The following is a 22607-nucleotide window of genomic DNA, read 5'->3' as shown; positions in this document are numbered from 1 at the left end:
CGCCGCATGTCCCGTACCCAGGTCCACGACATCGGCGGCCGCCGGGCGTGGGGGATCTGGCTGGCCGCGATGGCCGTCTACGTGCTGGCCGTCTTCCACCGCAGCTCGCTCGGGGTCGCCGGCCTGCTCGCCTCGGAGCGGTTCGGGATCAACGCCACCCAGCTCGCCTTCTTCACCGTGCTCCAGCTGGTGGTCTACGCGGGCATGCAGGTGCCGGTGGGCGTCCTGCTGGACCGGTTCGGCTCCCGCGCGCTGCTGCTGGCGGGGCTGGTGCTGATGACCGCCGGTCAGCTGGTCTTCGCCTTCTCCACCTCCTTCGGCGTCGGGGTGCTGGCCCGCGCCGTGCTCGGCGCCGGGGACGCGATGGTCTTCGTCAGCGTGATCCGGCTGGTCGCCGCCTGGTTCCTGGTCCGCCAGGCGCCGATGGTCACCCAGGTCACCGGGTGGGGCGGGCAGCTCGGCTCGATCGTCGCCGCCGCCCCGCTCACCCTGCTGCTCGAGCACCTCGGCTGGACCGGCACCTTCGGCGCCGCCTCCAGCGTGGGCGTGGTGCTGCTGGTCGTGGTGGCCCTGGTGGTGAAGGACTCGCCGTACCGCACCGACGAGGTGGTGCGGGTCAAGCTGCGGGCCCTGGCCCGCTCGGTGCGCACCGTGTGGGGCAACCCGGGCACCCGGCTGGGCATGTGGACCCACTTCGTCGCCCAGTTCTCCGGCACGGTCTTCGCCCTGCTGTGGGGGTTCCCGTTCCTGGTCCGTGGCCAGGGCTGGTCGGAGGTGGCGGCCGGCACCCTGATGATGGTGATGATCGCCTGGGTGGTGCTCAGCGGCCTGGTGCTCGGCGCGGCCGTCGCGCGGTGGCCGTTCTACCGTTCCTGGATCGTGCTCGGCATCGTCGCCGCGATGGCGCTCGCGTGGGCGGCGGTGCTGCTCCGCTCCGAGCCGTCCCCGACCTGGCTGCTGGTGGTGACGGCCTTCGCCACCGCCAGCGGCGGGCCGGCGTCGATGATCGGCTTCGACCTGGCCCGGACCTTCACCCCGGCCCAGGCGCTCGGCCGCGCCAACGGCATCGTCAACGTGGGCGGCTTCGTCGCCTCGCTGCTCACGATGGCCGCGATCGGCGTGGTGCTCGACCTGAGCGAGCCTGGCGGGATGGGCGCCTACGACCTCGGGGACTTCCGGCTCGCGATGGCCACCCAGTACGTCTTCTGGGTCCTGGGTGCCGTCCAGGTGGTGCGCTACCGCCGGCGCGCGGTGGCCCACCTGCGCCGGGTGCACCCGGGTGCGGTCGAGCAGATGCGCGCCGGACGGCCCTGGGTGCGCCCCGGCCTGGCCGACGACGGAATCTGAGGAACTCCGCTAGCCTGCGGCTCGGCTGTCGCGGTGACGGTCGCAGAACAGCCTGGGGGAAGCATGCTCAACACGGTCGTCCGACGACTTCTGTCCACCTCGCTCGCCGCGCTGCTGACGCTGACCGGGCTGACGCTCGCCGGGTCGGCCACGCTCGCGCCCGCCTCGGCGGCCGTCGGCGCGACGCTGACCGGCCGGGTGGTGGGGGAGGACGGCCGGGTGCCGTCCACGCACACCTCGGTCCGCGTCCAGAAGCCCGGAGCCGGGCGCTGGGACACGATCGCTCAGGCGACCACCGACTACTTCGGCCAGTACAGCGTGACCGGCATCCCGGCCGGGACCTACCGGGTCGAGCTGGAGCAGATCGACCACCTGGTCCAGCACCAGCAGGTGACCCTGACCGAGGGCGTCGAGCAGTGGCTCGACGTCGTGCTCGACCGGGGCGCGGCGATCGCCGGCCGGGTGGTCCTGCCCGCAGGCGGCGTGCTGACGAGCTCCTTCGTCCGGGTCTTCGCCCGGACGTCCAGCCCGGGGCAGGCACCCTGGCAGCAGGTCGACTACGCCTTCGTCGAGCCGTCCGGGGAGTACATGGCCAGCGGCTTCCCCGCCGGCACCTACCGGGTGGGCGTGTTCCCGGTCGGGGAGACCTACCCGGTGGAGTACTACGACAACGTCACCCGCGTCGACGACGCCGTGGACCTGGTCGTGGCCTCCGACGGCACCCTGACCGGGATCGACTTCGACCTCGGCACCGCCCCGGTGACGGTGCCCTCGACGGAGCCGGTGCCGAAGCCCCAGGTCACCCTCGGCAAGCCGCGCCTGGCGGGCAAGCCCCGGGTGGGCAAGGTGCTCAAGATCCGCGGCCTGCGGCCGGCGCCGAGCGCCGCGAAGGTGAGCTACCGGTGGTCCGTGGGCGGGGCCAAGGTACGTCGGGCCGGCACGCCGTCGCTCCGGCTGACGCGTTCGATGGCCGGCAAGCGGGTCAAGGTCACGGTGGTGGCCCGCGCCGCCGGCCACCAGCGGGCGAAGGTGGTCCTCACCGCCCGGGCCCGGGTGCGCCGCTGACCTCATGAGGAATGTCATGGGCCACCCGTGACACCTTCCGGTCTCGCGGTGATCGGCCGCACTGGTGGGCGCCCGAGGGGGTTGAGAAGGTTGACCCATGACACAGACCAGCGCGGGGCGCAGCCTCGCTGAGCCCACCGGGACCCCGGCCCTGGAGGTGCGCGGCCTCCGTCGTACCTACGGCACCGGCGACGACGCCTTCGACGCCGTCCGGGGCATCGACCTGACCGTGCCCGCCGGCAGCATCCACGCCCTCCTCGGCGTCAACGGCGCGGGCAAGACCTCCGCGCTCGAGGTGATCGAGGGCCTCGCCCCGGCCAGTGCCGGCGAGGTCCGGGTGCTCGGGCTGGACCCGGTCGCCGACCGGGGCGAGGTGCGCCGGCGTACGGGCGTGCTGCTGCAGCGCAGCGGCTTCGTCGGGGACCTGACCGTCCGGGAGACGCTGACCATGTGGTCGAGCACCGTGAGCGGCGCCCGTCCGGTGGAGGAGTCCCTGGAGATGCTGGACCTGACCCGGCACGCCGACACCCGGATGCGGGCGCTCTCCGGCGGCGAGCACCGCCGCGTCGACCTGGCCTGCACGCTGGCCGGCGGCCCGGAGCTGGTGATGCTCGACGAGCCGACCACCGGGCTCGACCCCGAGAGCCGCCGGGCCGTCTGGGAGCTCGTCCGGGGCCTGCGCGACCAGGGCGCCACCGTGCTGCTGACCACGCACTACCTGGAGGAGGCCGAGACCCTGGCCGACGACGTCTCGATCATGCGCGACGGCGAGATCGTCCGCGCCGGGACGCTGGCCGAGATCGTCGCCGGGCACCCCTCGGAGATCTCCTTCCGCACGCCCGCCGTGCCGCTGGCCTGGCCCGCCGGGGCGGAGGTGTCCCGCGACGGCGACCGGACCGTGCTCCGCGCCGCGGACCTGCAGCCGGCCCTGACCGAGCTGCTGCTGACCGCCCGGGACGCCCGGGTCGAGCTCGAGCTGCTCGACGCCCGTACCGCCACCCTGGAGTCGGTCTTCCTCGCGCTGGCCGCCGACCGCGAAGGAGCCCTCCGATGAGCACCACCGCCTCGACGACCCGCCAGACCACGGCGCTGTCCCGGACCCTCGGCCTGGCCCGGTTCAACTGGACGCTGATGGTCCGGAACCGGACGACGATGCTCTACGCGTTCGCGGTGCCGATCGTCCCGCTCGCCCTGCTCTTCACCGTGACCGATCCCGACCCGATGGCCGGGACCGCGACGCTGGGGATCGCCCTGCTGATGGCCCTGCTCTTCCCGGGCTACTACAACCTGCTCTCCATGTTCGTCACCCGCCGCGACGAGCTGGTGCTCAAGCGGCTCCGCACCGGCGAGACCCGGGACCCGGAGCTGGTCGTCTCGATGGCGCTGCCCGGTCTGGCGATCGTCCTGGCGGTGCTGGTGCTGACCGTGCCGATCGCCGCGGTGGCCGGCTTCGACCTGCCGCTCAACCCGCTGCTGCTCGCCCTCGGCGTGCTGCTGGCCGGGGTCACGTTCGCCGCCCTGGCGCTGTGGACCGCCGCGTGGACCAAGACCGCCGAGGCGGCCCAGCTGACCAGCGGCCCGGTGATGATCATCGCGCTCGCCGGCTTCATGGCCCCGGCGGTGCCCGAGCGGGTGGCCGCGTTCCTGGAGTACCTCCCGGGCGCGGCGGTCAACGACCTGGTCCGCTCCGCCTGGTTCGGCCTGGAGCGCGGCTCGGACGAGGCCACCGTCGGCTTCTGGCAGAGCTGGGTGGAGGTCGCGCCGGCGCTCGGCATCCTGCTCGCCTGGACCGCGTTCGCGCTGGTGCTCGCCGCCCGGTCGATGCGGTGGGAGCCGCGTGGCTGACTCCCTGCACGCCCGCCTCCCGCGACTCCCGCGGTGGGGCGGGCGGACCGACGTCCAGCTGGTCGACCTCTACACCCGGGGCTCGCTCCACCTCGTCTACTGGTTCCTGCTCGTGATGGGGACCCTGGCCACGATGGGGGAGCTGACCACGACCGGCCAGGTCGCCGTCGCCGCGCTCGCCGCGCTGCTCCCCGGCCTGGCCGGGGCCTGGCTGATGCATGAGACGGTCCTGCGCTACCCCGCCGGGGAGGCGCCACCGCGGCAGCCGGTCGTCCTGCTGGTCGTGCTCACCTTCCCCGTGGTTGCCTGGGTGCTGAGCCTGCCCGCCGAGCAGGCCGTCGGGCCGGCCCTGGTGGTGGTGGGCACGCTGGGCTTCGCGTTCGGCGGGGTGCGGGACCGCCGGGTCCAGGCGGTGGTGCTGCTGGCCGGGGCGCTGGTGGTGGCCGCGGCCGCCGGCAGTGCGGCGATGGCGTTGTACGGCGTCTTCCTCGCCGGCTTCTTCGCCTTCACCGTGCAGAGCTCCCTGTGGCTGCTCGGCGTGGTCACCGAGCTCGACCGGGCCCGGCGCACCCAGGCCGACCTGGCGGTGGCCGAGGAGCGGCTGCGGTTCTCCCGCGACGTGCACGACGTGATGGGGCGGCACCTCGCGACCATCGCGGTCCAGGCCGAGCTGGCCGCGACGCTGGCCGAGCGCGGCGACGAGCGCGCCGCTCCGCTGGTCCGCCAGGTGCGCAGCACGGCCCACGAGGCGATGCGCGAGGCCCGCGAGCTGGCCCGCGGCTACCGCCCCCTCGACCTGGGGCAGGAGCTCCAGGGTGCGGTCTCGCTGCTGCGCTCGGCGGGCATCGAGGCGCACGCGGACCTCGACGGCCTCCCCGAGCGCTGGCACGCCCCGGTGGCGCGGCTGGTGCGCGAGGCGGTCACCAACGTGCTTCGCCACTCCGAGGCCAGCCGGGTCACGATCACCTACACCGGCGGCACGGTCGAGGTGCGCAACGACGGCGTGGACGTGTCCCGGGCGACGGCGGGCGACGGGAGCGGGCTGCGTAGCCTGGCCGCCGACGCGGCCGAGCTCGGTGCCGGCTGGGAGCACGGGGCGGACGGGGACGAGTTCGTGGTCCGGCTGCGGCTGGCGGAGGTGGAGGCGACATGATCCGGGTGCTGCTGGCCGACGACGAGAACCTGATCCGCAGCGCGCTCGCGCAGATGCTCGACCTCGAGGACGACCTGGAGGTGGTGGCCGAGGCCGCGACCGGCGCCGAGGCCCTCGCCGCGGTGGGGGAGCACCGGCCCGACGTGGCCGTCCTCGACCTGCAGATGCCGGCCCTGGACGGGATCGAGGTGGCCGAGAGGCTCGCCGCGGTCGCACCCGGGTGCGCCTGCCTGATCGTGACCAGCCACGGACGTCCCGGCTACCTCAAGCGGGCCCTGGCCGTCGGGGTCCGCGGCTTCCTGCCGAAGACCACCTCCGCGGCGACGCTGGCCTCGGTGGTGCGGACCGTGCACGCCGGCGGCCGGTACGTCGACCCCGAGCTGGCCGCGGAGGCGATCGCGGCCGGGGACTCGCCGCTGACGCCGCGGGAGGCCGACGTGCTGGAGGCGGCCGCGGACGCCGCGCCGGTCGAGGAGATCGCCCGCCGGGTGCACCTGTCCGCAGGCACCGTGCGCAACTACCTCTCCAGCGCCGCCGCGAAGCTCGGCGCGGCCAACCGGCACGAGGCCGTGGCGACGGCGAGGCGGATGGGCTGGATCTAGCCCCGACGCCCTGAGGGCTACTCCTCGACCGGCTCCCCGGTGGGGTCGGGCGCCGACTCGTCCTCGAGAAGGTGCCCGCCGATCGGGTCGGCGTGCCACTCCACCAGCCGCCAGCCCCTGGTCGGGTGCCCCTCGACGGCGATCAGCCCGGTGTTGTGCAGCGGGCTCACCGCCTCCGGGCGACCGGCGACGTCGGGGACCCGGGAGGCGACCCAGGTCCGGATCGCCGCTCCGTGGCTGACCACCAGGGCGGTCTCGGCGCCGCTGGCCACGACCCGCTCGACGTCGGCGTCGTAGCGCTCGAGGAACTCGGTCCCCGACTCGCCGCCGGGCATCCGCACGTCGAGCTCGCCGTGCACCCAGTGCTGGACGGTGCTCAGGTAGCCGTGCACCGAGTCGTGGTCGGTGGCCATCTCGTAGGCGCCGGCGGCGATCTCGTGCAGCCCCGGCAGCTGGGCGCGCGGCAGGCCGGCCGCCTCGACGAGCGGGTCGGAGGTCTGCACCGTGCGGACGAGCCGGGAGACGAAGACCCCCTCCACCCCGGTCCCGTCCAGGGCGCGGGCGGCGGCCCGGGCCTGGGCCCGGCCCAGGTCGGTGAGGTCGAGGCCGGGCACGCCGGTGTCCAGCGCACCGGCCACGTTGCCGTGGGTCTGACCGTGACGCAGGAGCAGGAGCCTCATGACCCCGACGGTACGTCGTAGCGGGCCAGCACCCGGAACGCGTTGCCCGGGCGACGGCTGCGGTCGCTCCGGTCGAGCGCGGCACCTGCGGAGGCGACCACCGAGGCGAGGACGGCGACGGGCACCGCGAGCAGGCACACCGCCACCCGGGCCGCGCGCTGCACGGGGGTGGGCCGCGGGAGCCAGGGCATCCACGGCCGCGGCACCAGCCGCCCGGCGGCGAGCCAGACCGCCGGCAGCACGTCCAGGCCCGGGGAGGAGGGCTCGCGGTGCCGGTCCAGCACGGTGAAGCCCCGCTGCTGCAGGGCCTGCTCGAGCCGGTCGAGGGAAAGGAAGTGCTGGTGCTGAGGCTGCAGCCAGGGCATCCAGTAGGCGCCCAGCGTCCGGGCGGAGCGGGCCTCGGGGTCGGGCACCTCGACCATCAGCAGCCCGCCCGGGGTCAGCGCGGTGGCGGCGGCGTCGAGCTCGGCCAGCGGCTCCCGGGTGTGCTCGAGGTAGTGCAGCATGCTGACCACGTCGAACTCGCCGGCCATCTGGGGCGCGACGTCGGGGAAGAAGCCGCGGTGTGCCCGGTCGACCCACCCGCGCTGGGCCGCGTCGTCGATCGACCGGCTCTGCTCGACGCCCTCGAAGGAGGTCTGCGGGAACGACTCCTTGGCGACCAGGCAGAAGTGCGCGTGCCCGCTGCCCACGTCCAGCCAGCGCCGGGGCGCCTCGGCGTGCGCGGAGACCATGGCCACCCGGCCGGCGTACTCCTCGTCGGAGGAGGCGAAGACCTTCTCCATCTCCTCGCCGGCGAACCCGTCGTAGAAGTCGCGGTAGTAGAAGTCCAGGCCGTCGGGGCTGAGCCGCGGGTTCTGGAAGACGTGGCCGCAGGTCGTGCACTCCTCGAGGGTGAAGCGCCCCGGCTTGTGCTGGATCAGGTCGGGAGAGGTGAGCCGCCGCACCAGGTCCGGCGAGCCGCACCAGCGGCAGGAGTCGACGCGGGGCTCGAAGAACCGGTCGGTGCCCTGCTCGAGCTCCTTGAGGTACGCCGGGCGCAGCTCGTCGGAGCGGCGGACCGTCGGCGCGGGCGGCGCCGCGGCGCGCAGCAGCCCCGCCTGGCGGCGTACCTCGTGCAGCCAGCGGCCGGCCCGGCCGGGAGTGCGCCCGTGCCCCACCACCCGGGGCTGGAGCTGGTGGGCGACCAGCGCCGGCAGCGCGGCCGCCGGCGCCGCCGCGAGCCCGGCGCCGAGCAGGGCAAGGCTGGCGGCGTCGCCCACCTGGCGGCCGGTGGCGTAGCGGTCCAGCACGGCGCGCAGCAGGGTGAGCTGCTGGCCGGGGTCGAGCGCGACGGCGCGTTCGAGCGGGGCGAGGACGAAGTCGGTGCCGCGCGGGGCGTACCGCTTCACCTGGCGGGCCACCTCGAGCAGCCGGTACGCCGGCAGCGGCCCGTCGGGCAGGTCGGCGCGGGCCGCCAGGTCGGCGCGCACAAGCAGCGCGTGGCCGGCCGTGTGGCCCTCGCGCAACGGGTCGCGGCGGAAGGCCCGGGTGTCGACCTGGCGCAGCAGGTCCAGGACCCGCTCGGCGGGCAGGTCGCCGGGCACCAGGTCGACGGCGTCGAGCGTCTCCCGGTCGGCCCAGGCGGTCGCCGCGGCCAGGGTCCGCGGCGAGGGCGTCACCCCCTCGGCGGCCAGCACCACCCAGCCCTCGGGTGCCTCCGTCCCGGAGGCGTCCTGCGCCAGGGTGGCGAGCCCGGCGGCGCGGGCCCGCAGCCGCACGCCGTTGAGCACCACCCCTCCGGCCTGGGCGAGCACGAGCGCGCGGAGGGTGCGGCGCAGGGGGTGTGGGCGCATGAGGGTGTCCTGTCTGGGTCCCGGCGCGACGGGCGCGGCCGAGGCGGATCGCACGACCCTAGCGAGGACCGTCCTCCGCGACCAGCCCGAGAACGCGCAGCTCAGCCAGTGGTCGCTCCGGCTCGGAGGAGGTGAACGAGGTGAACCAGCGCCGGGCGCCGGCCAGGAGCTCCTCGCCCCTCAGCGCCTCGACCAGCACGTCCGGGTCCCGCTCGGCCAGCGTCGCCACCACCGACTCCCGGTCGGCGCCGTCGAAGGCGCGCCGCGTCGCCAGCAGCACGTTGGCGAAGCCGTGCCGGTCCTGGTGGCGCACGGCCCGGTCCAGGTCCCCGGTGCACCGGAAGGGTGTCTCCCGGTCCAGCGCGGCGTCGATCCGGGCGGCCAGCCCGTCCGCGTCGGCGGTCTCGGTCCGCAGGGTCAACCGGAGCTCGGCGGCGGCCAGCTCGTCCGCGGCCCGCAGCCAGCCCGGGCCGAGGTGGCCGGGGAGCTCGACGTACAGGGTGGTCTCGTCGTCGAGCACGCCCTGGTCGCGGGCGGCGTCGGCGGCGGCCAGCACCCGGCGGGCGTTGCCGGGCAGGTCGTCGAGGTCGCGCAGGGTGATCTCCACCGCGGCCACCCGCAACCCGGTGCGCGCGGCGAGGCCGAGGGGTCCGGCGAGCTGTCCGGCGCCGCCGCTCAGCACCACGGTGAGCGGCACGTGCAGATCACGGACGCCGGGCAGGTCGGTGTCGCGGACCACGACGGTGCCGACCAGCCCGCTCTCCGGACCGCGCGGCCGGCCCGAGGCGTCGTCCACCAGACGGGCCCAGGGGCTGGTGGCGGCGAGGGGCAGGGACTCCGGGGTCGGTGCGCTCACGGGACCACGGTAGCCGCGGGGTTGCGCGGCCTCGGGCAGGCGTCGGGCAGGATGGCCCGGTGCCCGCCCCGGACCGTCCTCGCCAGCTGCTGCTCGCGGTCGACGCGCCCTCCCTGCTGCACCGGCACCACCACGCGCGGGCCCACTCCGACCTCCGCGACCGGAACGGCCGTCCCGCGTGGGCGCTGCACGGGATGCTGCGCCAGATCCTCGAGGCGATCGACATGTTCGCCCCGGACGCGGTGATCTTCGGGCTCGACGACCGGACCAGCTCGGTGCGCGAGGAGCTCTACCCCGCCTACAAGGCGGGCCGCGCGGAGAAGCACCCGGCACTGGTCGAGCAGCTGGAGCGGGCCGGGGCGCTGCTCGACGCGCTCGGGCTGGCCACCCTCACCCCGCCCGGCCTCGAGGCCGACGACGTCAACGCCTCCGCCGCGACCTGGGCCCAGACCCACGACTGGGACTGCGTGCTGGTCACCTCCGACCGCGACTCCTTCGCCCACATCAGCGACCACACCCGCGTGCTCCGGCTGATCAACGGCGGGATGGCCGCCTCACCGCTGCTCACCCCCCGGGCCCTGCACGCCATGTACGGCGTCTCGCCGGCGCAGTACCTGGAGTTCGCCGCGCTGCGGGGCGACTCCAGCGACAACCTGCCCGGGGTGACGGGGCTGGGGGAGAAGACCGTGCCGGTGCTGCTGCGCGAGATGGGCTCGATGCAGGCCGTCTGGGCCGACATCGACCACTGCGCCGGACAGCACCTGGTCGCCACCCTGGACTCGTGGAGCGCCGAGCACGGGGAGCGGCGGATCGGCGCCGGCCTGCTGCGCCGGCTCACCGCCGACGGCGCCCGGGAGCGCTACGCGTTCAACCTGTCCCTGATGAGCGGACGCACCGACCTGGACCTCGGGCTCACCCCCGACGTGCCGGGCACCCCGGGGCTGCTCCCGCTCGACCCGCTGCGCGTCTCCCGGGTGGTGGGCCACCTGGGGGTGGAGTCGACCACCGCGCTGGCGCTGAGGGTGCTCACCGAGCCGCCCGCCTCGGCGGCCGGCTGAGCCTCAGCCGGCCAGGTGCACCAGGACGCCGCGCTCGAAGCGGCGGACCTCCTCGCAGGCCACCCGGGTGGGCGGGTGCGCGGCCAGCAGCTCCTCGACCTGCTCGGCGGTGCCGAGCTGGAGCACGGCGTGGCCGCCGTCGGCCAGGTGCCGGTCGACCAGGGTGAGGCACTCGACCGCGAGGTCGAGACCGGTCGGGCCGCCGTCGATGGCCAGCGCCGGGTCCTCGGGGAAGCGGTCGATCTCGGGCCGGGGGACCCACGGCGGGTCGGCCAGGATCACCGCGAACCGCTCGTCGTCGGCCAGCGCCTCGCTCATCAGCTCGTTGCGGACCTCCGGGGCCAGCCCGGCCCGCTCGGCGTTGGTCCGGGCAAAGTCGCAGGCGACCGGGTTGGCGTCGACCATCACCAGGCTCCGCCCGGTGAGCTGGGCCAGCAGCAGCCCGATGTGCCCGGCACCGCTGCACAGCTCGAGTGCCGGCCCCTCGGGAGCACCCAGCGACAGGTCGGCCAGCCACTGCGCCTGGGCGGCGGTCCAGGGACGCGGCTCGAGCACCCGGGGGTCCCACGAGATGCGCAGGCCGCCGACGACCGACTCCCGCGTCTGCGTCTGCGCCTGCGCTGCCTCGCTCGGTGTCTCCATGACCGCTGATCATGTCAACCCCGACCCAGCGCATACTCGTGCGGTGACCGAACTGACCCACGACGAGCACTCGCCGCGCCCGGCGCTGGACCCGCACGGACGACGCGCCCTGGTGGTGATCCCGGTGGTGCTGGCGATGCTGTCGATGATCGGACCGTTCAGCATCGACACCCCGTTCCCGGCGTTCACCCAGATGCGCGAGGAGTTCTCCGTCGGCTCGGCGCAGATGCAGCTGGTGGTGACCGCCTACATGGCGGCGTTCGCGGTGATGAGCATCTTCCACGGACCGCTCTCGGACGCCGTGGGCCGCAAGCCGGTGATCATCGGGTCGCTGGCCGTCTACGTGCTCGCCTCGATCGGGGCGGCGTTCTCCCCGGACCTGACCGTGCTGCTCGTCTTCCGGGTGCTCCAGGGGCTCAGCGCCGGCGGCGCCACCATCGTGAGCCGCACGGTGATCCGCGACCTCTTCGAGGGCGCCCAGGCGCAGGTGCTGATGAGCCGGGTGGCGATGATCTTCGGCCTCGCCCCGGCGATCGCCCCGGTGATCGGCGGCGCCGTGCTCCAGCTGGGTCCCTGGCCGCTGGTCTTCGCGTTCATGGCCGTGCTCGGCGTGGTGCTGGTGACCGCCACCGTGCTGGTCCTGCCCGAGAGCCACCCCGTGGAGCGACGGGTGCCGCTGCGCCCGGCCAGCGTGCTCGGCGGGCTGGTCGACGTGGCCCGGCACGCCGGGTTCCACCGGGTGGCCTGGGCGGCGACGTTCGCCTTCGCGGCCCAGTTCCTCTACATCGGGGGCGCCGCGCTCTTCGTGGTCGACCTGCTCGGGCTGGGCGAGCTCGACTTCTGGGTCTTCTTCGTGCCGATGATCGGCTCCATGGTGGTCGGCTCCTGGATCTCCGGCCGGGCCGCCGGCCGGATCAGCGGCCGCCGGCTGGTCAGCGCCGGCTTCACCGTCTCGGTCGGCGGCGCGCTGGTCGGGGTGGGCCTCTCGGTCAGCCCGTGGGCCACGGACCTGCCCTGGGCGATCGTCGGACCGAGCCTGCTGGCGCTGGGCAACGGGATGTCCTACCCGACGCTGCAGCTGATGCTGCTCGACCTGTTCCCCGAGCGCCGCGGGGCCGTGGTCTCCGGCTCCTCGTTCCTCACCCTGATGCTCAACGCCACCGTCGCGGCGCTGGTCACCCCGCTGATCGCGGTCTCGGCGCTCGGCTTCGCGGTCACCGCGCTGGTGATGGTCACCCTCGGCCAGCTCTGCTGGAGCTGGCACTGCGCCGTGGAGGACCGGGACACCAGGTCCCCGCAGCACCCCGAGGAGCTGGAGCCGACCGACCTCATGTGAGGGCCGGGTAGTCCGTGTAGCCCTCGGCGCCGCCGCCGTAGAAGGTCTCCGGCCGCTGCTCGTTCAGCGGGGCGTCGGTGGCCAGGCGGGTGGGCAGGTCGGGGTTGGCGATGAAGTCGCGGCCGAACGCCGCGGCGTCGATCAGCCCGGCCTCGATCAGCCGGACCGCCTTCTCGGCGTCGTAGGCGCCGGCACCCACGATCACGCCGGGGTACGCCGCGCGCAGCTCGCGCCGCCACTCGTCGTCCAGCGCGGGTCCGCCGGCCCAGTCGGGCTCGGAGAGGTGCAGGAAGGCGAGGTCGCGGGCGGCCAGCTCCCGGGCCACGTACAGGCCGTCGGTGGCCCCGTCCGGGTCCTCCATGCCGTTGAACCGGCCGATCGGGGAGATCCGCACGGCCACCCGGCCCGGACCCACCTCGGCCACGCAGGCGTCGACGACCTCCAGCAGCAGCCGGGCGCGGTTCTCCACGGAGCCGCCGTAGGCATCGGTGCGGGCGTTGGTGGTCGGGGAGAGGAACTGGTGGAGCAGGTAGCCGTGGGCGGCGTGGATCTCGACCAGGTCGAAGCCGGCCTCGCGAGCCCGGGCGGTCGCCGTCCGGTAGTCCTCCACCACGCGGGGCAGCTCCTCGGTCTCCAGGGCCCGGGGCACCGGGGCGTCGGCGCGCACGACGCGGCCCTGCTCGTCCTTGAGGCTGGTGCGGACCTTCGCCGGCAGCGCGGACGCCGAGACCGGCAGCGCCCCGTCGTGCAGCGACTCGTGGTTGACCCGGCCGGTGTGCCACAGCTGCGCGGCGATCACGCCGCCGGCGGCGTGCACCGCGTCGGTGACCCGGCGCCAGGCGGCCACCTGGGCGGAGGTGTGGACGCCGGGGGTGTCGGCGTACCCCTTGCCCTCGGCGGAGATCTGGGTGCCCTCGCTGATCACCAGGCCGGCCCCGGCGCGCTGCCGGTAGTACTGCACGTGCAGGTCGCCGACCACGTCGCCGGGCTGCTCGGCGCGCATCCGGGTGAGCGGGGCCATGAAGACCCGGTTGCGGGCCTTGACCGCACCCAGGGCGAGGGGCTCGAGCAGGACGGAACGGTCGGGAGTGGCCTCGGAGGTCATGACGGCCGAACAGCACGCGGCCGCGCAGCTATTCCGCGGAGGCGTGTCGCGGCGTCCCGGCGTCTCAGCGCGCCGACGCCCGCGGGATACGTTGGCCCTGCGCGGCAGGATGGTGGGACGCACGGACGCAGCTCGGGGAGGAGGACCGGTGACCAACCCTGACCCGCGCCCGCGCGAACAGGCGATCCACCCGGGCGTCCCCGACGTCGGCCTCGAGGTGCTGCCACCCCGGGAGGTCCCCCTGGGCGGACCCCGCGGCATGCGGGTGCGTCGTACGCTGCCGCAGCGGCACCGCTCGCTGATCGGCGCCTGGTGCTTCCTGGACCACTACGGTCCCGACGACGTCGCCGTGACCGGGGGGATGCGGGTGCCCGCCCACCCGCACACCGGGCTGGCGACCGTGAGCTGGCTCTTCACCGGGGAGATCGAGCACCGCGACTCCACCGGGGCGCACGCGCGGGTGGTGCCCGGCGAGTTCAACCTGATGACGGCGGGGCGCGGGATCAGCCACTCCGAGGTCTCCCTCCCGGACTCACCGGTCCTGCACGGCGTCCAGCTCTGGCTCGCGCTGCCCGAGGGTTCGCGCGACGTCGAGCCGCGGTTCGAGCACTACGCGCCGCGGCCGGTCCGGGGGCCGGGCTGGGAGGCCCGGGTCTTCCTCGGCTCGCTGCTGGGCGACACCTCGCCGGTGCGCACCCACTCGCCGCTGGTGGGCGCCGAGCTGATGCTGGCCGACGGGCACGGCCTGGAGGTCGACGTCGACCCCGCCTTCGAGCACGGGTTCCTGCTCGACGTCGGCCGGGCCAGCGTCGAGGGGCAGGAGGTCGAGCCGGGGGAGCTGCTCTACCTCAGCCCCGGGCGCGACCGGCTGCGCGTGGAGTGCTCCGAGGAGGCGCGGATGGTGCTGATCGGCGGTCCGCCGTTCGGCGAGGAGATCATGATGTGGTGGAACTTCGTGGGCCGCACCCACGAGGAGATCGTCGAGGCCCGCGACCAGTGGCAGGCCCAGCTCTTCCGCGACGACGAGCTGGTCACCGACGGCACGCAGGTGCTGCCGGGCCGGTACGGCGTCGTCCCCGGCCAGCACCTGCCGCCCCTGCCGGCACCGACCCTGCCGAACGCCCGGCTCAAGCGGCGCCGCTGACCCGGTGAGCCCACTCGCCCACGCCCTGCCGCCGCGGGTGCTCGTGCTCTCCGCGGCGCTCCTGCTGGTGCCCGGCGTCCTGCTCGCCCTGCTCATCCCTCCCGCGGCCGACCCGCGGCTGCACGAGGCTCCCTTCTCGATCGTCGCCCCCGGGGTGGTGAGCTCGGCCCTGGTGGACCGGGCCGACGCCCTGCCGGGTGCGCCGCTGGCCGGGGTGCCGGCGACGAGCGAGGACGACGCGCGGCGCGACGTCGCCGAGGGCCGGGTCGTCGGCGCCCTGGTGATGGACCTGGCGTCGACCGAGGACGAGCTGGTCCTCAACGACCGTCGCGCCCCGCAGCTCAACGAGGCCGTCGAGGAGCAGGTCCGGCAGGTGCTGCGGGCCAACGGACGCACGATGCGGGTCTCCACCACCTCGCTCTCCGACGTCCCGCGGACGACGACCTCGGCGCTCGGCGTCGCCGCGAGCGTGCTGGGGATCCTCGTCGCCATGGTGGTCTCGCTGCTCTTCGGCCCCGCGCCGGCGAGGCTGCGCAGCGGGGTGCGCCGGGTGGCGGCGCTGGCCGTGGGCAGCCTGGTCGTGGGCGCCGTCGCGGCCTGGGTGTTCTTCGACGTGACCGGGGCGCAGCGGGTGGCGCTGGCAGGGGTGCTGGGGGCGGCGATGCTGCTGCCGGCGACCCTCACCCTCGCGCTGGGGGCCCTGCTCGGACTCGGCGGGATGGCGCTGAGCGTCTCGCTGTTCGTCGTCCTGTCCGCGCCGCTGCTGCTGGGCGTGGACGCCTCCGTGCTCCCTCAGCCCTGGCGGCTGCTGGAGGACTGGAGCCCCTCGGGCGCCACCCGGCAGGCCCTCGAGGGGGTCGCGCTCTTCGGCGGCGCGGGCGCGATCCGGGCCGCGCTCGTGCTGGTCGCCTGGTTCGCGCTCGCGGCCCTGGCCATGGTGGCCGCCCGGCGCGAGCGGGCGCGCTCGGCGGCGGGCCCGTCGTCGCGGACCTCCCGGCCGCCGAGGGCGCGCGGGTGGCGGCTCCGGGTGGCGGCCGTGGTCCTTCCGAGCGCCGCGGTGCTCGCCCTGGTGCTCACCCTGGTCGCCCCGGGCGACCTGCCTGCGGCCGCCCCTGTCCCCGACGGCGCGACGCAGACCCGGTGCGTGGCCACCGGGGGCGTGGACAGCGTGCAGGACCTCAACCGCATCTCGCGCAAGGTCCGCGGCTCGGGGGTGTTCCGCGGGGGCGACGTCGGCGCGAGCGGTCTGCTCCAGGACGGGCGACGGGTGGTCGTCTTCGGGGACACCCTGCGCAGGTTCGAGGACGGCGCCCAGACCTTCGTCCGCAACTCGATGCTGCTCCTGGGCCCGGACTGCATCCAGGGGGTCCTGCCCGCCGACGGCGGGGCCGTCATCCCCGACCGCCCTCGAGGGCCCGGCCGGCCGAGCGTCGGCTACTGGCCGATGTCGGTCAACGTCAGCCCCCGACCGGGCTACGACCTGGTCGCGGTCGCTGCCCAGCGGGTGCGCACGACCGGGGAGGGCCCGTTCGACTTCGAGGTCCTGGGAGGCGCGGTGGCCGTCTTCATCGTGGCTCCCGGGCGCGCGCCGCAGCTCGTCTCGGTCACCGACCTCGGGCCCGACCGGGCCGACCCCACGCGCCCGGTCTGGGGCGCCGCGTCGGTGGTCCGCGACGGCTGGGCCTACGTCTACGGGACGGCGAGCAGCGGCGAGGAGCTCACCTTCGGCTACTCGCTGCGGCTGGCCCGGGTGCGTCCCGAGCAGGTCCAGGACCTCGGTGCCTGGCGCTACTGGGACGGCCGCGGCTGGTCCAGGTCGGAGGAGGACGCCGTCGAGCTCATCCCCGCGCAGGGTGGGACGTCGCAGACCCTCTCGGTCTTCGAGCGGAAGGGGACCTGGTACGCGGTGAGCAAGCGGGACGACTTCCTGGGCTCCGAGGTGGCCGTGTGGAGCGCCCCCGAGCCCTGGGGGCCCTTCGACGACGGTCGCCCGGTCGCCCCGCTGCCCTCGAACGTGGAGACCGGGCACCTGCGGTACATGCCGCTGGCCCACCCCGACCTGCTGCCGGAGCCCGACAGCGTGGTCGTCTCCTACAGCCGCAACCGCACCTCGGTCGGCGAGGTGCTGGCCGACCCGATGGAGTACCGCCCCCGATTCATCCGGGTCCCCCTGCCGTGAGGCACCGGTGGCAGACTCGTCGCCCATGAGCCAGCTCTCGGTGGTCGTCGGCGATGACGGCCTCGCCCGCTGCCCCTGGGCGGCCGGGAACCCGGTCAACACGGCGTACCACGACACCGAGTGGGGGGTGCCGATCCGCGGGGAGTCCGCGTACCTCGAGCGGATCACCCTGGAGGCGTTCCAGTCCGGGCTCTCCTGGCTGACCATCCTCACCAAGCGCCCCGCGTTCCGGGTGGCGTTCGCCGACTTCGAGGCCGACGTCGTCGCGGCGTACGACGAAGGCGACGTCGAGCGGCTGATGGCCGACGCGGGGATCGTCCGCAACCGGCGCAAGATCGAGGCGGCGATCACCAACGCCCGGGCCGCGGTCGCCCTGCGGGAGCACGGCGGCCTCGAGCAGCTGGTCCAGGCACACCGCCCGGCCTCGCCCGTGGAGCCGCAGGCGGCGACCACCTCGGCGGAGTCGATCGCGCTGTCGAAGGCGCTGAAGCGGCACGGCTTCGTCTTCGTCGGCCCGACCACCATGCATGCCCTGATGGAGGCGATCGGCCTCTTCGACCCGCACCTGCCCGGCTGCCACCGGCGCGGGGCCTGTTGAGGCGGCCGGGATGCTCCGAGGGTTGACCGTGCTGCTGGCCTGCCAGCTCCTCGGCGAGGTGCTGGTGCGCCTCGCCGGCCTGCCCGTGCCGGGGCCGGTGGTCGGCATGGTGCTGCTCTTCGCGCTGCTCCAGCTGCGCCAGCCGGAGGACCATCCGGGCAGCGCCTCGGGAACCCTGCGCGCCGCGGACGTGCTGCTGCGCCACCTCCAGCTCTTCTTCGTCCCGGCCGGCGTCGGGGTGGTCGCCTACGTCGCCGTGCTGCGCGAGGAGGCGCTGCCGATCACCGTGGCCCTGGTGGGCTCCTGGCTGGTCGGGCTGCTGGTCGTGGGCTGGACGGTCTCCCTGCTGGGACGGCGGGCGGTGCGGTGAGCGAGTGGCGCGAGCTGGCCACCTCGCCGCTGGCGTGCGTCCTGGTCACCCTGCTGGGCTACCGGCTCGGCCTGTGGCTGCGGGAGCGCACCGGCGGCCACCCGCTGGCCCAGCCGGTGCTGGTGGCGATCGTGGTCGCGGCGGCCGCGATCACGCTCGCCGACGTCGACTACGCGACGTACGCCGACGGCGCCTGGCTGGTGAGCTTCTGGCTGGGTCCGGCGACGGTGGCGCTGGCGGTCCCGCTGCACCGGCAGGTACGCCGCCTGCACGGCATGGCGGGCCCGATGCTGGTGGCGATCCCGCTGGGCGCGCTGGTCTCGATGCTCTCCGCCTACGGCCTGGTCACGCTGCTCGGGGGAGGGGAGGAGCTGGCCCTGACCCTGGCGCCCAAGGCGGCGACCACCCCGGTCTCGATCGCGCTCGCCGAGGAGGCGGGCGGGATCCCGGCGCTCACCGCCGTGGTCACCGTGCTCGCCGGGGTGCTCGGCGCGGTCGCCGGGCCCACCGTGCTCACCCTGGCCCGGGTGCGGGACCGCCGCGCCCGGGGCCTGGCGATCGGCGCCTCCTCGCACGGCATCGGCACCTCCCGCGCCCTGCACGAGGACGAGGTCGAGGGCGCCTTCTCCGGGCTCTCGATGGGGCTGACGGCGCTGGTCACCAGCCTGCTGATGCCGGTGCTGGTCTGGTTGCTCTGAGTCGCCGAGGGCGCTCACGCGAGCCGGCACGCCAGGTGGCAGGTGCTGAAGCGGTTGGAGTCGTCCGGCTGGCTCACCAGGCGCCATCGTTCGGAAAGGCCCGCCTCGGCCAGAGCCGCGGCCATCGCGTCGGGGTGCCACCGCCACGCCCTGGCGACGGCGTGGTCGAACTCGAGCACGGGGCTGCCCGGGTCCTCGCTGACCTGGAACGCCACCAGGACGGAGGCGCCGGGCCGGAGCCGGGCGGCCCACGCCGCCAGCACCTCCGGCACGGTCTCCGGGGCCACGTGGATCAGGCTGAACCGGGCCAGGATCCCGCCGAGGGGGGACAGGTCCACGGGCAGTCGCCCCAGAGCCGCGTCGTCCCGGTGCCAGCGCAGCTGCGGGTAGCGCCGACGTGCGAGGTCGAGCATGCCGGTCGAGGGGTCGACTCCCAGCACGTCCAGTCCGCGCCGGTCGAGGTCGTGGGTGATGTGTCCTGCCCCGCACCACCCGAGGTCCACCACCGGCCCCGCCGGTCCGTCGGCCAGCAGCTCCTCGGCGAAGAGCGCCACGACGTGCCGCTCCACGAGGGTGGCGTAGCCGGTCGGGAACGCCTCGTCGTACGCGCTCGCGAGGGCGTCGTAGCCCGGTTGGGTCTGCACGGGGCCATGCTCGCAGGCGGGTCGGCGAAGGCGTCCGGATGATGGTCCCAGCGTGGTATTCGAACAACAGTTCGAGAGAGGATGAGTCATGGTGACACCGTCCGCGCCCGCCTCGATGCTCTCTCCCGAGCGCGTCGACGAGCTGGACGCCGCCGGCGTGCTGGCGGAGTCCGTCCGGGTGCTCAAGGAGCGCCGCGCGGCCGAGGTCGCGGAGCTGCGGCTTGCCGGCCACTGGGCGGTGCTGAACAGCACGGACCCCCGCACGGACCCGACGGCGTCGCCCGCCGAGCGGCTCGTCCCCTTCGGCGGCGAGGGGACGCCGTGGGTCCGCGACCTCTGCCCGGGCGAGCTGGCGCTGGTGCGACAGGTCGGGTGGGCGACCGCCCGCGCCGCGATCGCCGACGTGCTCGACCTGCAGCACCGCCTGCCCCGGGTCTGGGCGGTGGTCGAGGCGCTCGAGGCCGAAGTCTGGGTGGCCCGCAAGGTCGCCGTCCTCTCCCGGTCGCTGGCAAGGCGCGACGTCGGCGTGGTCGACGCCGCCGTCGCCCGGGCGATCGCGGGGGAGGCGCCGTCCCGGGTGCTGGAGCTCGCGAGGGCGAAGGTGATCGAGGCGGACCCCGAGGCACACGCGCACCGGGTGGCCCTCGAGCGAGGACGGCGGCACGTCACCCTCTCCCGCACCGACGAGGTCGGTCTGCGGCACGTCATCGCCCGGGTGGAGGCCGGCGACGCGGTCTACGTGGACGCGATGGTCCACCGGGTCGCCGAGATCCTCCGTGGGCGGCTGCACGAGGCCGGGGTGTCGGTGCACGAGCAGCCCACGGACGACGTGCTGCGGTCCGAGGCGTTCGGCTGGCTGGCCCGGCCCGCCGAGCTGCTGCGGCTGCTCCTGGAGCACGCGGAGCAGGACGACGAGCCGCCCGACACCTCCCGGACCACCGCCTTCCCCGCCGACCTGCTCGCGGCCCTGCGCACGATCAACCCCGCGCGACTACGCCCCCGGGCGCGCCTCTACCTGCACGTCACCGCCGCCGGCCTGGCCGACGCCGACCGAGCGGTGGCCCGGCTCGAGGAGCACGGCCCGCTGCTGGTCGCCCAGCTCCGCGGACTGCTCAGGCACGCCCAGGTCGAGCTGAAGCCGGTGGTCAACCTGGCCGAGGACGTGCGGGTCACCGCGTACGAGCACCCCGAGTCGATGCGCGAGCGGGTCTGGCTCCGCGCCGGCGGGGAGCGGTTCCCCTGGTCGGGCACGAGCAGCCGCCACGTGGACCTGGACCACGTGCGCCCCTGGAGCCGCGGGGGTCCGCCCGGGCAGACCGGCACCCACAACTCCCACCCGCTGCTGCGGCGCCACCACCGGTGGAAGACGCACGCCCGTGCGCAGGTCTGGCAGGTGGGCCGAGCCCGATGGCTCTGGCGCAGTCCGCACGGCAGGTACGTGCTGGTCGGCCCGGCCGGCACCACGCCGGTGGAGACGCCGGATCCTCGACTGGTGTGGTGACGAAGGTTACTGTCCGGTCGCATGACGCGACGCCACGCCTACGCCGAGGACGCCCTGCTCGACCACGACGCCGTCGGACTGGTCGAGCTCCTGCACCGGGGCGAGGTCTCATCGAGCGAGCTGGTGGAGGCCTCGATCGCGCGCACCCTGGAGGTGGACGAGCACCTCGGCACCCTGGCGGTGGAGATGTTCGACCTGGCGCGGCACCGGGCCCGCGACCCGCGCGGCGGCTACTTCTCCGGCATCCCGACCGTGGTCAAGGACAACGCCGACCTGGCCGGCCTGCCCACCCAGCACGGCACCGACGCCTTCGTCTCCCCGCCCGCGCAGCGCGACGGCGACTTCGCCCGGATGTTCCTCGCCACGGGCGTGGTGCCGATCGGCAAGTCCCGGCTCTCGGAGTTCGGCTTCTCCGGCGCCGTCGACCACCCACGCCTCGGCCCGGTGCGCAGCCCCTGGCACCACGACCACTACGCCGGCGCCTCGTCGGCCGGCTCGGCCGCCCTGGTCGCCTCCGGGGCGGTGCCGCTCGCCCACGCCAACGACGGCGGCGGGTCGATCCGGATCCCGGCGGCCGTCAACGGACTGGTCGGGCTCAAGCCCACCCGCGACCGGGTCCCGCAGGACGCGCTGCACCGCAACATGCCGGTCCGGATCGTCGCCGACGGCGTGCTGACCCGCACCGTGCGCGACACTGCGGCGTTCCTGCGCGAGTCCGAGCGCATCTACCGCAACCCCGCCCTGCCCCCGGTGGGCGACGTCACCCGCCCGCTGGACCGGCGGTTGCGGATCGCCGTGGCGACCGAGGGCGTGGGCCGCGCGGCCTCGCCGGAGGTGCGCGAGCTCACCCTCAAGACCGCCTCCCTGCTGGAGTCGATGGGCCACGACGTGGAGCACATCGACCCGCCCGTGCCGGACTGGTTCGCCGACCAGTTCCTGCTCTACTGGTCGATGCTGTCGCTCTTCCTGGTCCGCACCGGGCGCCGCACCCACGGCGACTCCTGGAACCCGGCCAACCTGGACAACCTCACCCTGGGGCTGGCCCGGCACTGCCAGCGGAACCTGCACAAGCTCCCGGTGGCGATGGCTGCGATGGCGGGCTCCGAGCGGTTCTCCCGCCGCCACTACGCCCGCTACGACGTCACCCTGACCCCGACGCTGGCCACCGAGACGCCCCAGGTCGGCCACCTCGACCCCACCCGGGACTACGAGGAGGTCATCGACCGGCTCATGGACTGGGTCGCCTTCACGCCGCTCCAGAACGCCACCGGGGAGCCCGCCGTGAGCCTGCCCCTGGCGACCACCGCAGCGGGCCTTCCGCACGGCATGCAGCTCGCCGCGGGGCGTGGTCAGGAGGCCCTCCTGCTGGGTCTGGCGTACGCCCTGGAGGAGGCCCGACCCTGGCCTCGGATCCAGGACTGAGGGGTCGATTTCACCCTCGGCCCAGGGCTGTGTATTCTCTTCCGTCGTTGCCCCTTTAGCTCAGTCGGCAGAGCGTCTCCATGGTAAGGAGAAGGTCTACGGTTCGATTCCGTAAAGGGGCTCTGGGTCGGGCCCGTACTCTGGTGAGTACGGCGCCCTGTCCGGTGGCGGGGTAGCTCAGGTGGTTAGAGCACACGACTCATAATCGTGGTGTCGCGGGTTCGAGTCCCGCCCTCGCTACGAGATCGAAACACCTGGACGAGCACCACGCCGGACCAGCCGGCACCGCAGCACACCACGCAGCACACCAAGCATTCGACGAAGGACTTCCCGTGGCCAGCAAGAGCTCTGACGTTCGCCCCAAGATCACGCTTGCGTGCGTGGACTGCAAGGAGCGCAACTACATCACCAAGAAGAACCGTCGCAACGACCCCGACCGGCTCGAGATGAAGAAGTTCTGCCCGCGCTGCCGCACGCACAGCGCGCACCGCGAGACCCGCTGACTTCTCACGCTCCGAGTCTTCTCG

At 74.6% G+C, this 22607-nt stretch carries 22 protein-coding genes and 2 tRNA genes; 18 read left to right on the top strand and 6 right to left on the bottom strand.

Translation table 11 applies throughout. From position 1 onward, the window contains the following. Positions 1-6 precede the first annotated feature (6 nt). From H8838_RS16770 to H8838_RS16745, 6 genes are all read left to right on the top strand, one after another. Complete coding sequence (locus H8838_RS16770) at positions 7-1347, top strand: MFS transporter (protein ID WP_185994548.1); 1341 nt, start codon at positions 7-9, stop codon at positions 1345-1347. A 63-nt stretch (positions 1348-1410) separates the two neighbouring features. Beyond that, positions 1411-2412: a carboxypeptidase-like regulatory domain-containing protein gene (locus H8838_RS16765; protein WP_185994549.1), complete on the top strand. Its 1002-nt coding sequence runs from the start codon at positions 1411-1413 to the stop codon at positions 2410-2412. Between the two features lie 97 nt (positions 2413-2509). Next, a complete protein-coding gene (locus tag H8838_RS16760) occupies positions 2510-3466 on the top strand; it encodes an ABC transporter ATP-binding protein (protein ID WP_185994550.1) in 957 nt (318 codons plus the stop codon). After that, positions 3463-4257, top strand: a complete 795-nt coding sequence (locus H8838_RS16755) for an ABC transporter permease (RefSeq protein ID WP_181313061.1) — start codon at positions 3463-3465, stop codon at positions 4255-4257. Before H8838_RS16760 ends, H8838_RS16755 begins: the two co-directional genes overlap by 4 nt. Beyond that, entirely contained in the window at positions 4250-5410 is a 1161-nt protein-coding gene (locus tag H8838_RS16750) for a sensor histidine kinase (RefSeq protein ID WP_185994551.1), read from the top strand. Before H8838_RS16755 ends, H8838_RS16750 begins: the two co-directional genes overlap by 8 nt. Next, on the top strand, positions 5407-6012 hold the full coding sequence (locus H8838_RS16745) for a response regulator transcription factor (RefSeq protein ID WP_185994552.1): 606 nt from the start codon (positions 5407-5409) through the stop codon (positions 6010-6012). Before H8838_RS16750 ends, H8838_RS16745 begins: the two co-directional genes overlap by 4 nt. Before the next feature lie 17 nt (positions 6013-6029). Here H8838_RS16745 and H8838_RS16740 read toward each other — a convergent pair whose 3' ends face one another. The 3 genes from H8838_RS16740 to H8838_RS16730 are packed head-to-tail and all read right to left on the bottom strand — an operon-like array spanning position 6030 to position 9383. After that, the gene (locus H8838_RS16740; protein ID WP_185994553.1) at positions 6030-6692 is read right to left on the bottom strand and encodes a histidine phosphatase family protein; all 663 of its coding nucleotides are present in this window, start codon (positions 6690-6692) and stop codon (positions 6030-6032) included. Next, positions 6689-8527 (bottom strand): class I SAM-dependent methyltransferase, encoded by a 1839-nt coding sequence (locus tag H8838_RS16735; protein WP_185994554.1) that lies wholly within the window; start codon positions 8525-8527, stop codon positions 6689-6691. The genes H8838_RS16740 and H8838_RS16735 overlap by 4 nt, the downstream gene beginning before the upstream one ends. 58 nt (positions 8528-8585) lie before the next feature. After that, positions 8586-9383: a hypothetical protein gene (locus H8838_RS16730; RefSeq protein WP_185994555.1), complete on the bottom strand. Its 798-nt coding sequence runs from the start codon at positions 9381-9383 to the stop codon at positions 8586-8588. 59 nt (positions 9384-9442) lie between these two features. Between H8838_RS16730 and H8838_RS16725 the strand changes: the two genes are divergently transcribed. Continuing rightward, positions 9443-10441: a 5'-3' exonuclease gene (locus H8838_RS16725; protein ID WP_185994556.1), complete on the top strand. Its 999-nt coding sequence runs from the start codon at positions 9443-9445 to the stop codon at positions 10439-10441. A 3-nt stretch (positions 10442-10444) separates the two neighbouring features. Here H8838_RS16725 and H8838_RS16720 read toward each other — a convergent pair whose 3' ends face one another. After that, complete coding sequence (locus H8838_RS16720) at positions 10445-11083, bottom strand: methyltransferase (RefSeq protein ID WP_185994557.1); 639 nt, start codon at positions 11081-11083, stop codon at positions 10445-10447. Positions 11084-11126: 43 nt separating this feature from the next. On the opposite strand from H8838_RS16720, the gene H8838_RS16715 reads away from it, so the two are divergent. Further along, positions 11127-12419 carry a multidrug effflux MFS transporter gene (locus tag H8838_RS16715; RefSeq protein ID WP_219924541.1) on the top strand — a complete coding sequence of 431 codons (1293 nt, stop codon included), beginning with the start codon at positions 11127-11129 and terminating at the stop codon, positions 12417-12419. Here the strand turns inward: H8838_RS16715 and nemA are convergent. Then, positions 12412-13524, bottom strand: coding sequence for an N-ethylmaleimide reductase (nemA, locus tag H8838_RS16710; protein WP_185994559.1), 1113 nt, complete (start codon positions 13522-13524; stop codon positions 12412-12414). The two genes, H8838_RS16715 and nemA, sit on opposite strands and share 8 nt — an antisense overlap. A 148-nt stretch (positions 13525-13672) precedes the next feature. Here nemA and H8838_RS16705 point away from each other — a divergent pair, with 148 nt between their 5' ends. From H8838_RS16705 to H8838_RS16685, 5 genes are read left to right on the top strand one after another with little or no spacing between them, the layout of a single operon-like run. After that, positions 13673-14668, top strand: coding sequence for a pirin family protein (locus H8838_RS16705; protein WP_224766208.1), 996 nt, complete (start codon positions 13673-13675; stop codon positions 14666-14668). Between the two features lie 4 nt (positions 14669-14672). Further along, positions 14673-16847: a DUF4185 domain-containing protein gene (locus H8838_RS16700; protein WP_185994561.1), complete on the top strand. Its 2175-nt coding sequence runs from the start codon at positions 14673-14675 to the stop codon at positions 16845-16847. 25 nt (positions 16848-16872) lie between these two features. Then, positions 16873-17445 (top strand): DNA-3-methyladenine glycosylase I, encoded by a 573-nt coding sequence (locus H8838_RS16695; RefSeq protein WP_185994562.1) that lies wholly within the window; start codon positions 16873-16875, stop codon positions 17443-17445. Between the two features lie 10 nt (positions 17446-17455). Beyond that, a complete protein-coding gene (locus H8838_RS16690; protein ID WP_185994563.1) occupies positions 17456-17815 on the top strand; it encodes a CidA/LrgA family protein in 360 nt (119 codons plus the stop codon). Further along, the gene (locus H8838_RS16685; RefSeq protein ID WP_185994564.1) at positions 17812-18513 is read left to right on the top strand and encodes an LrgB family protein; all 702 of its coding nucleotides are present in this window, start codon (positions 17812-17814) and stop codon (positions 18511-18513) included. The genes H8838_RS16690 and H8838_RS16685 overlap by 4 nt, the downstream gene beginning before the upstream one ends. A 14-nt stretch (positions 18514-18527) precedes the next feature. Here the strand turns inward: H8838_RS16685 and H8838_RS16680 are convergent, their stop codons facing one another. Then, entirely contained in the window at positions 18528-19157 is a 630-nt protein-coding gene (locus tag H8838_RS16680; RefSeq protein WP_224766207.1) for a class I SAM-dependent methyltransferase, read from the bottom strand. An 88-nt stretch (positions 19158-19245) separates the two neighbouring features. Between H8838_RS16680 and H8838_RS16675 the strand changes: the two genes are divergently transcribed. From H8838_RS16675 to rpmG, 5 genes are all read left to right on the top strand, one after another. Further along, complete coding sequence (locus tag H8838_RS16675) at positions 19246-20658, top strand: HNH endonuclease signature motif containing protein (RefSeq protein ID WP_185994566.1); 1413 nt, start codon at positions 19246-19248, stop codon at positions 20656-20658. A gap of 21 nt (positions 20659-20679) precedes the next feature. After that, positions 20680-22080 (top strand): amidase, encoded by a 1401-nt coding sequence (locus tag H8838_RS16670; RefSeq protein WP_185994567.1) that lies wholly within the window; start codon positions 20680-20682, stop codon positions 22078-22080. Between the two features lie 49 nt (positions 22081-22129). Beyond that, a tRNA-Thr gene (locus tag H8838_RS16665) sits at positions 22130-22202 on the top strand. A gap of 44 nt (positions 22203-22246) precedes the next feature. Continuing rightward, positions 22247-22320, top strand: a tRNA-Met gene (locus H8838_RS16660). A gap of 92 nt (positions 22321-22412) precedes the next feature. Then, positions 22413-22583: a 50S ribosomal protein L33 gene (gene rpmG, locus H8838_RS16655; protein ID WP_224766206.1), complete on the top strand. Its 171-nt coding sequence runs from the start codon at positions 22413-22415 to the stop codon at positions 22581-22583. Positions 22584-22607: the final 24 nt, after the last annotated feature.

The organism is Nocardioides campestrisoli, from assembly GCF_013624435.2.
Lineage (GTDB): Bacteria > Actinomycetota > Actinomycetes > Propionibacteriales > Nocardioidaceae > Nocardioides > Nocardioides campestrisoli.
The sequence above is the reverse complement of the archived record's forward strand: the minus strand, read 5'-3'. Positions and strand labels throughout refer to the sequence as shown.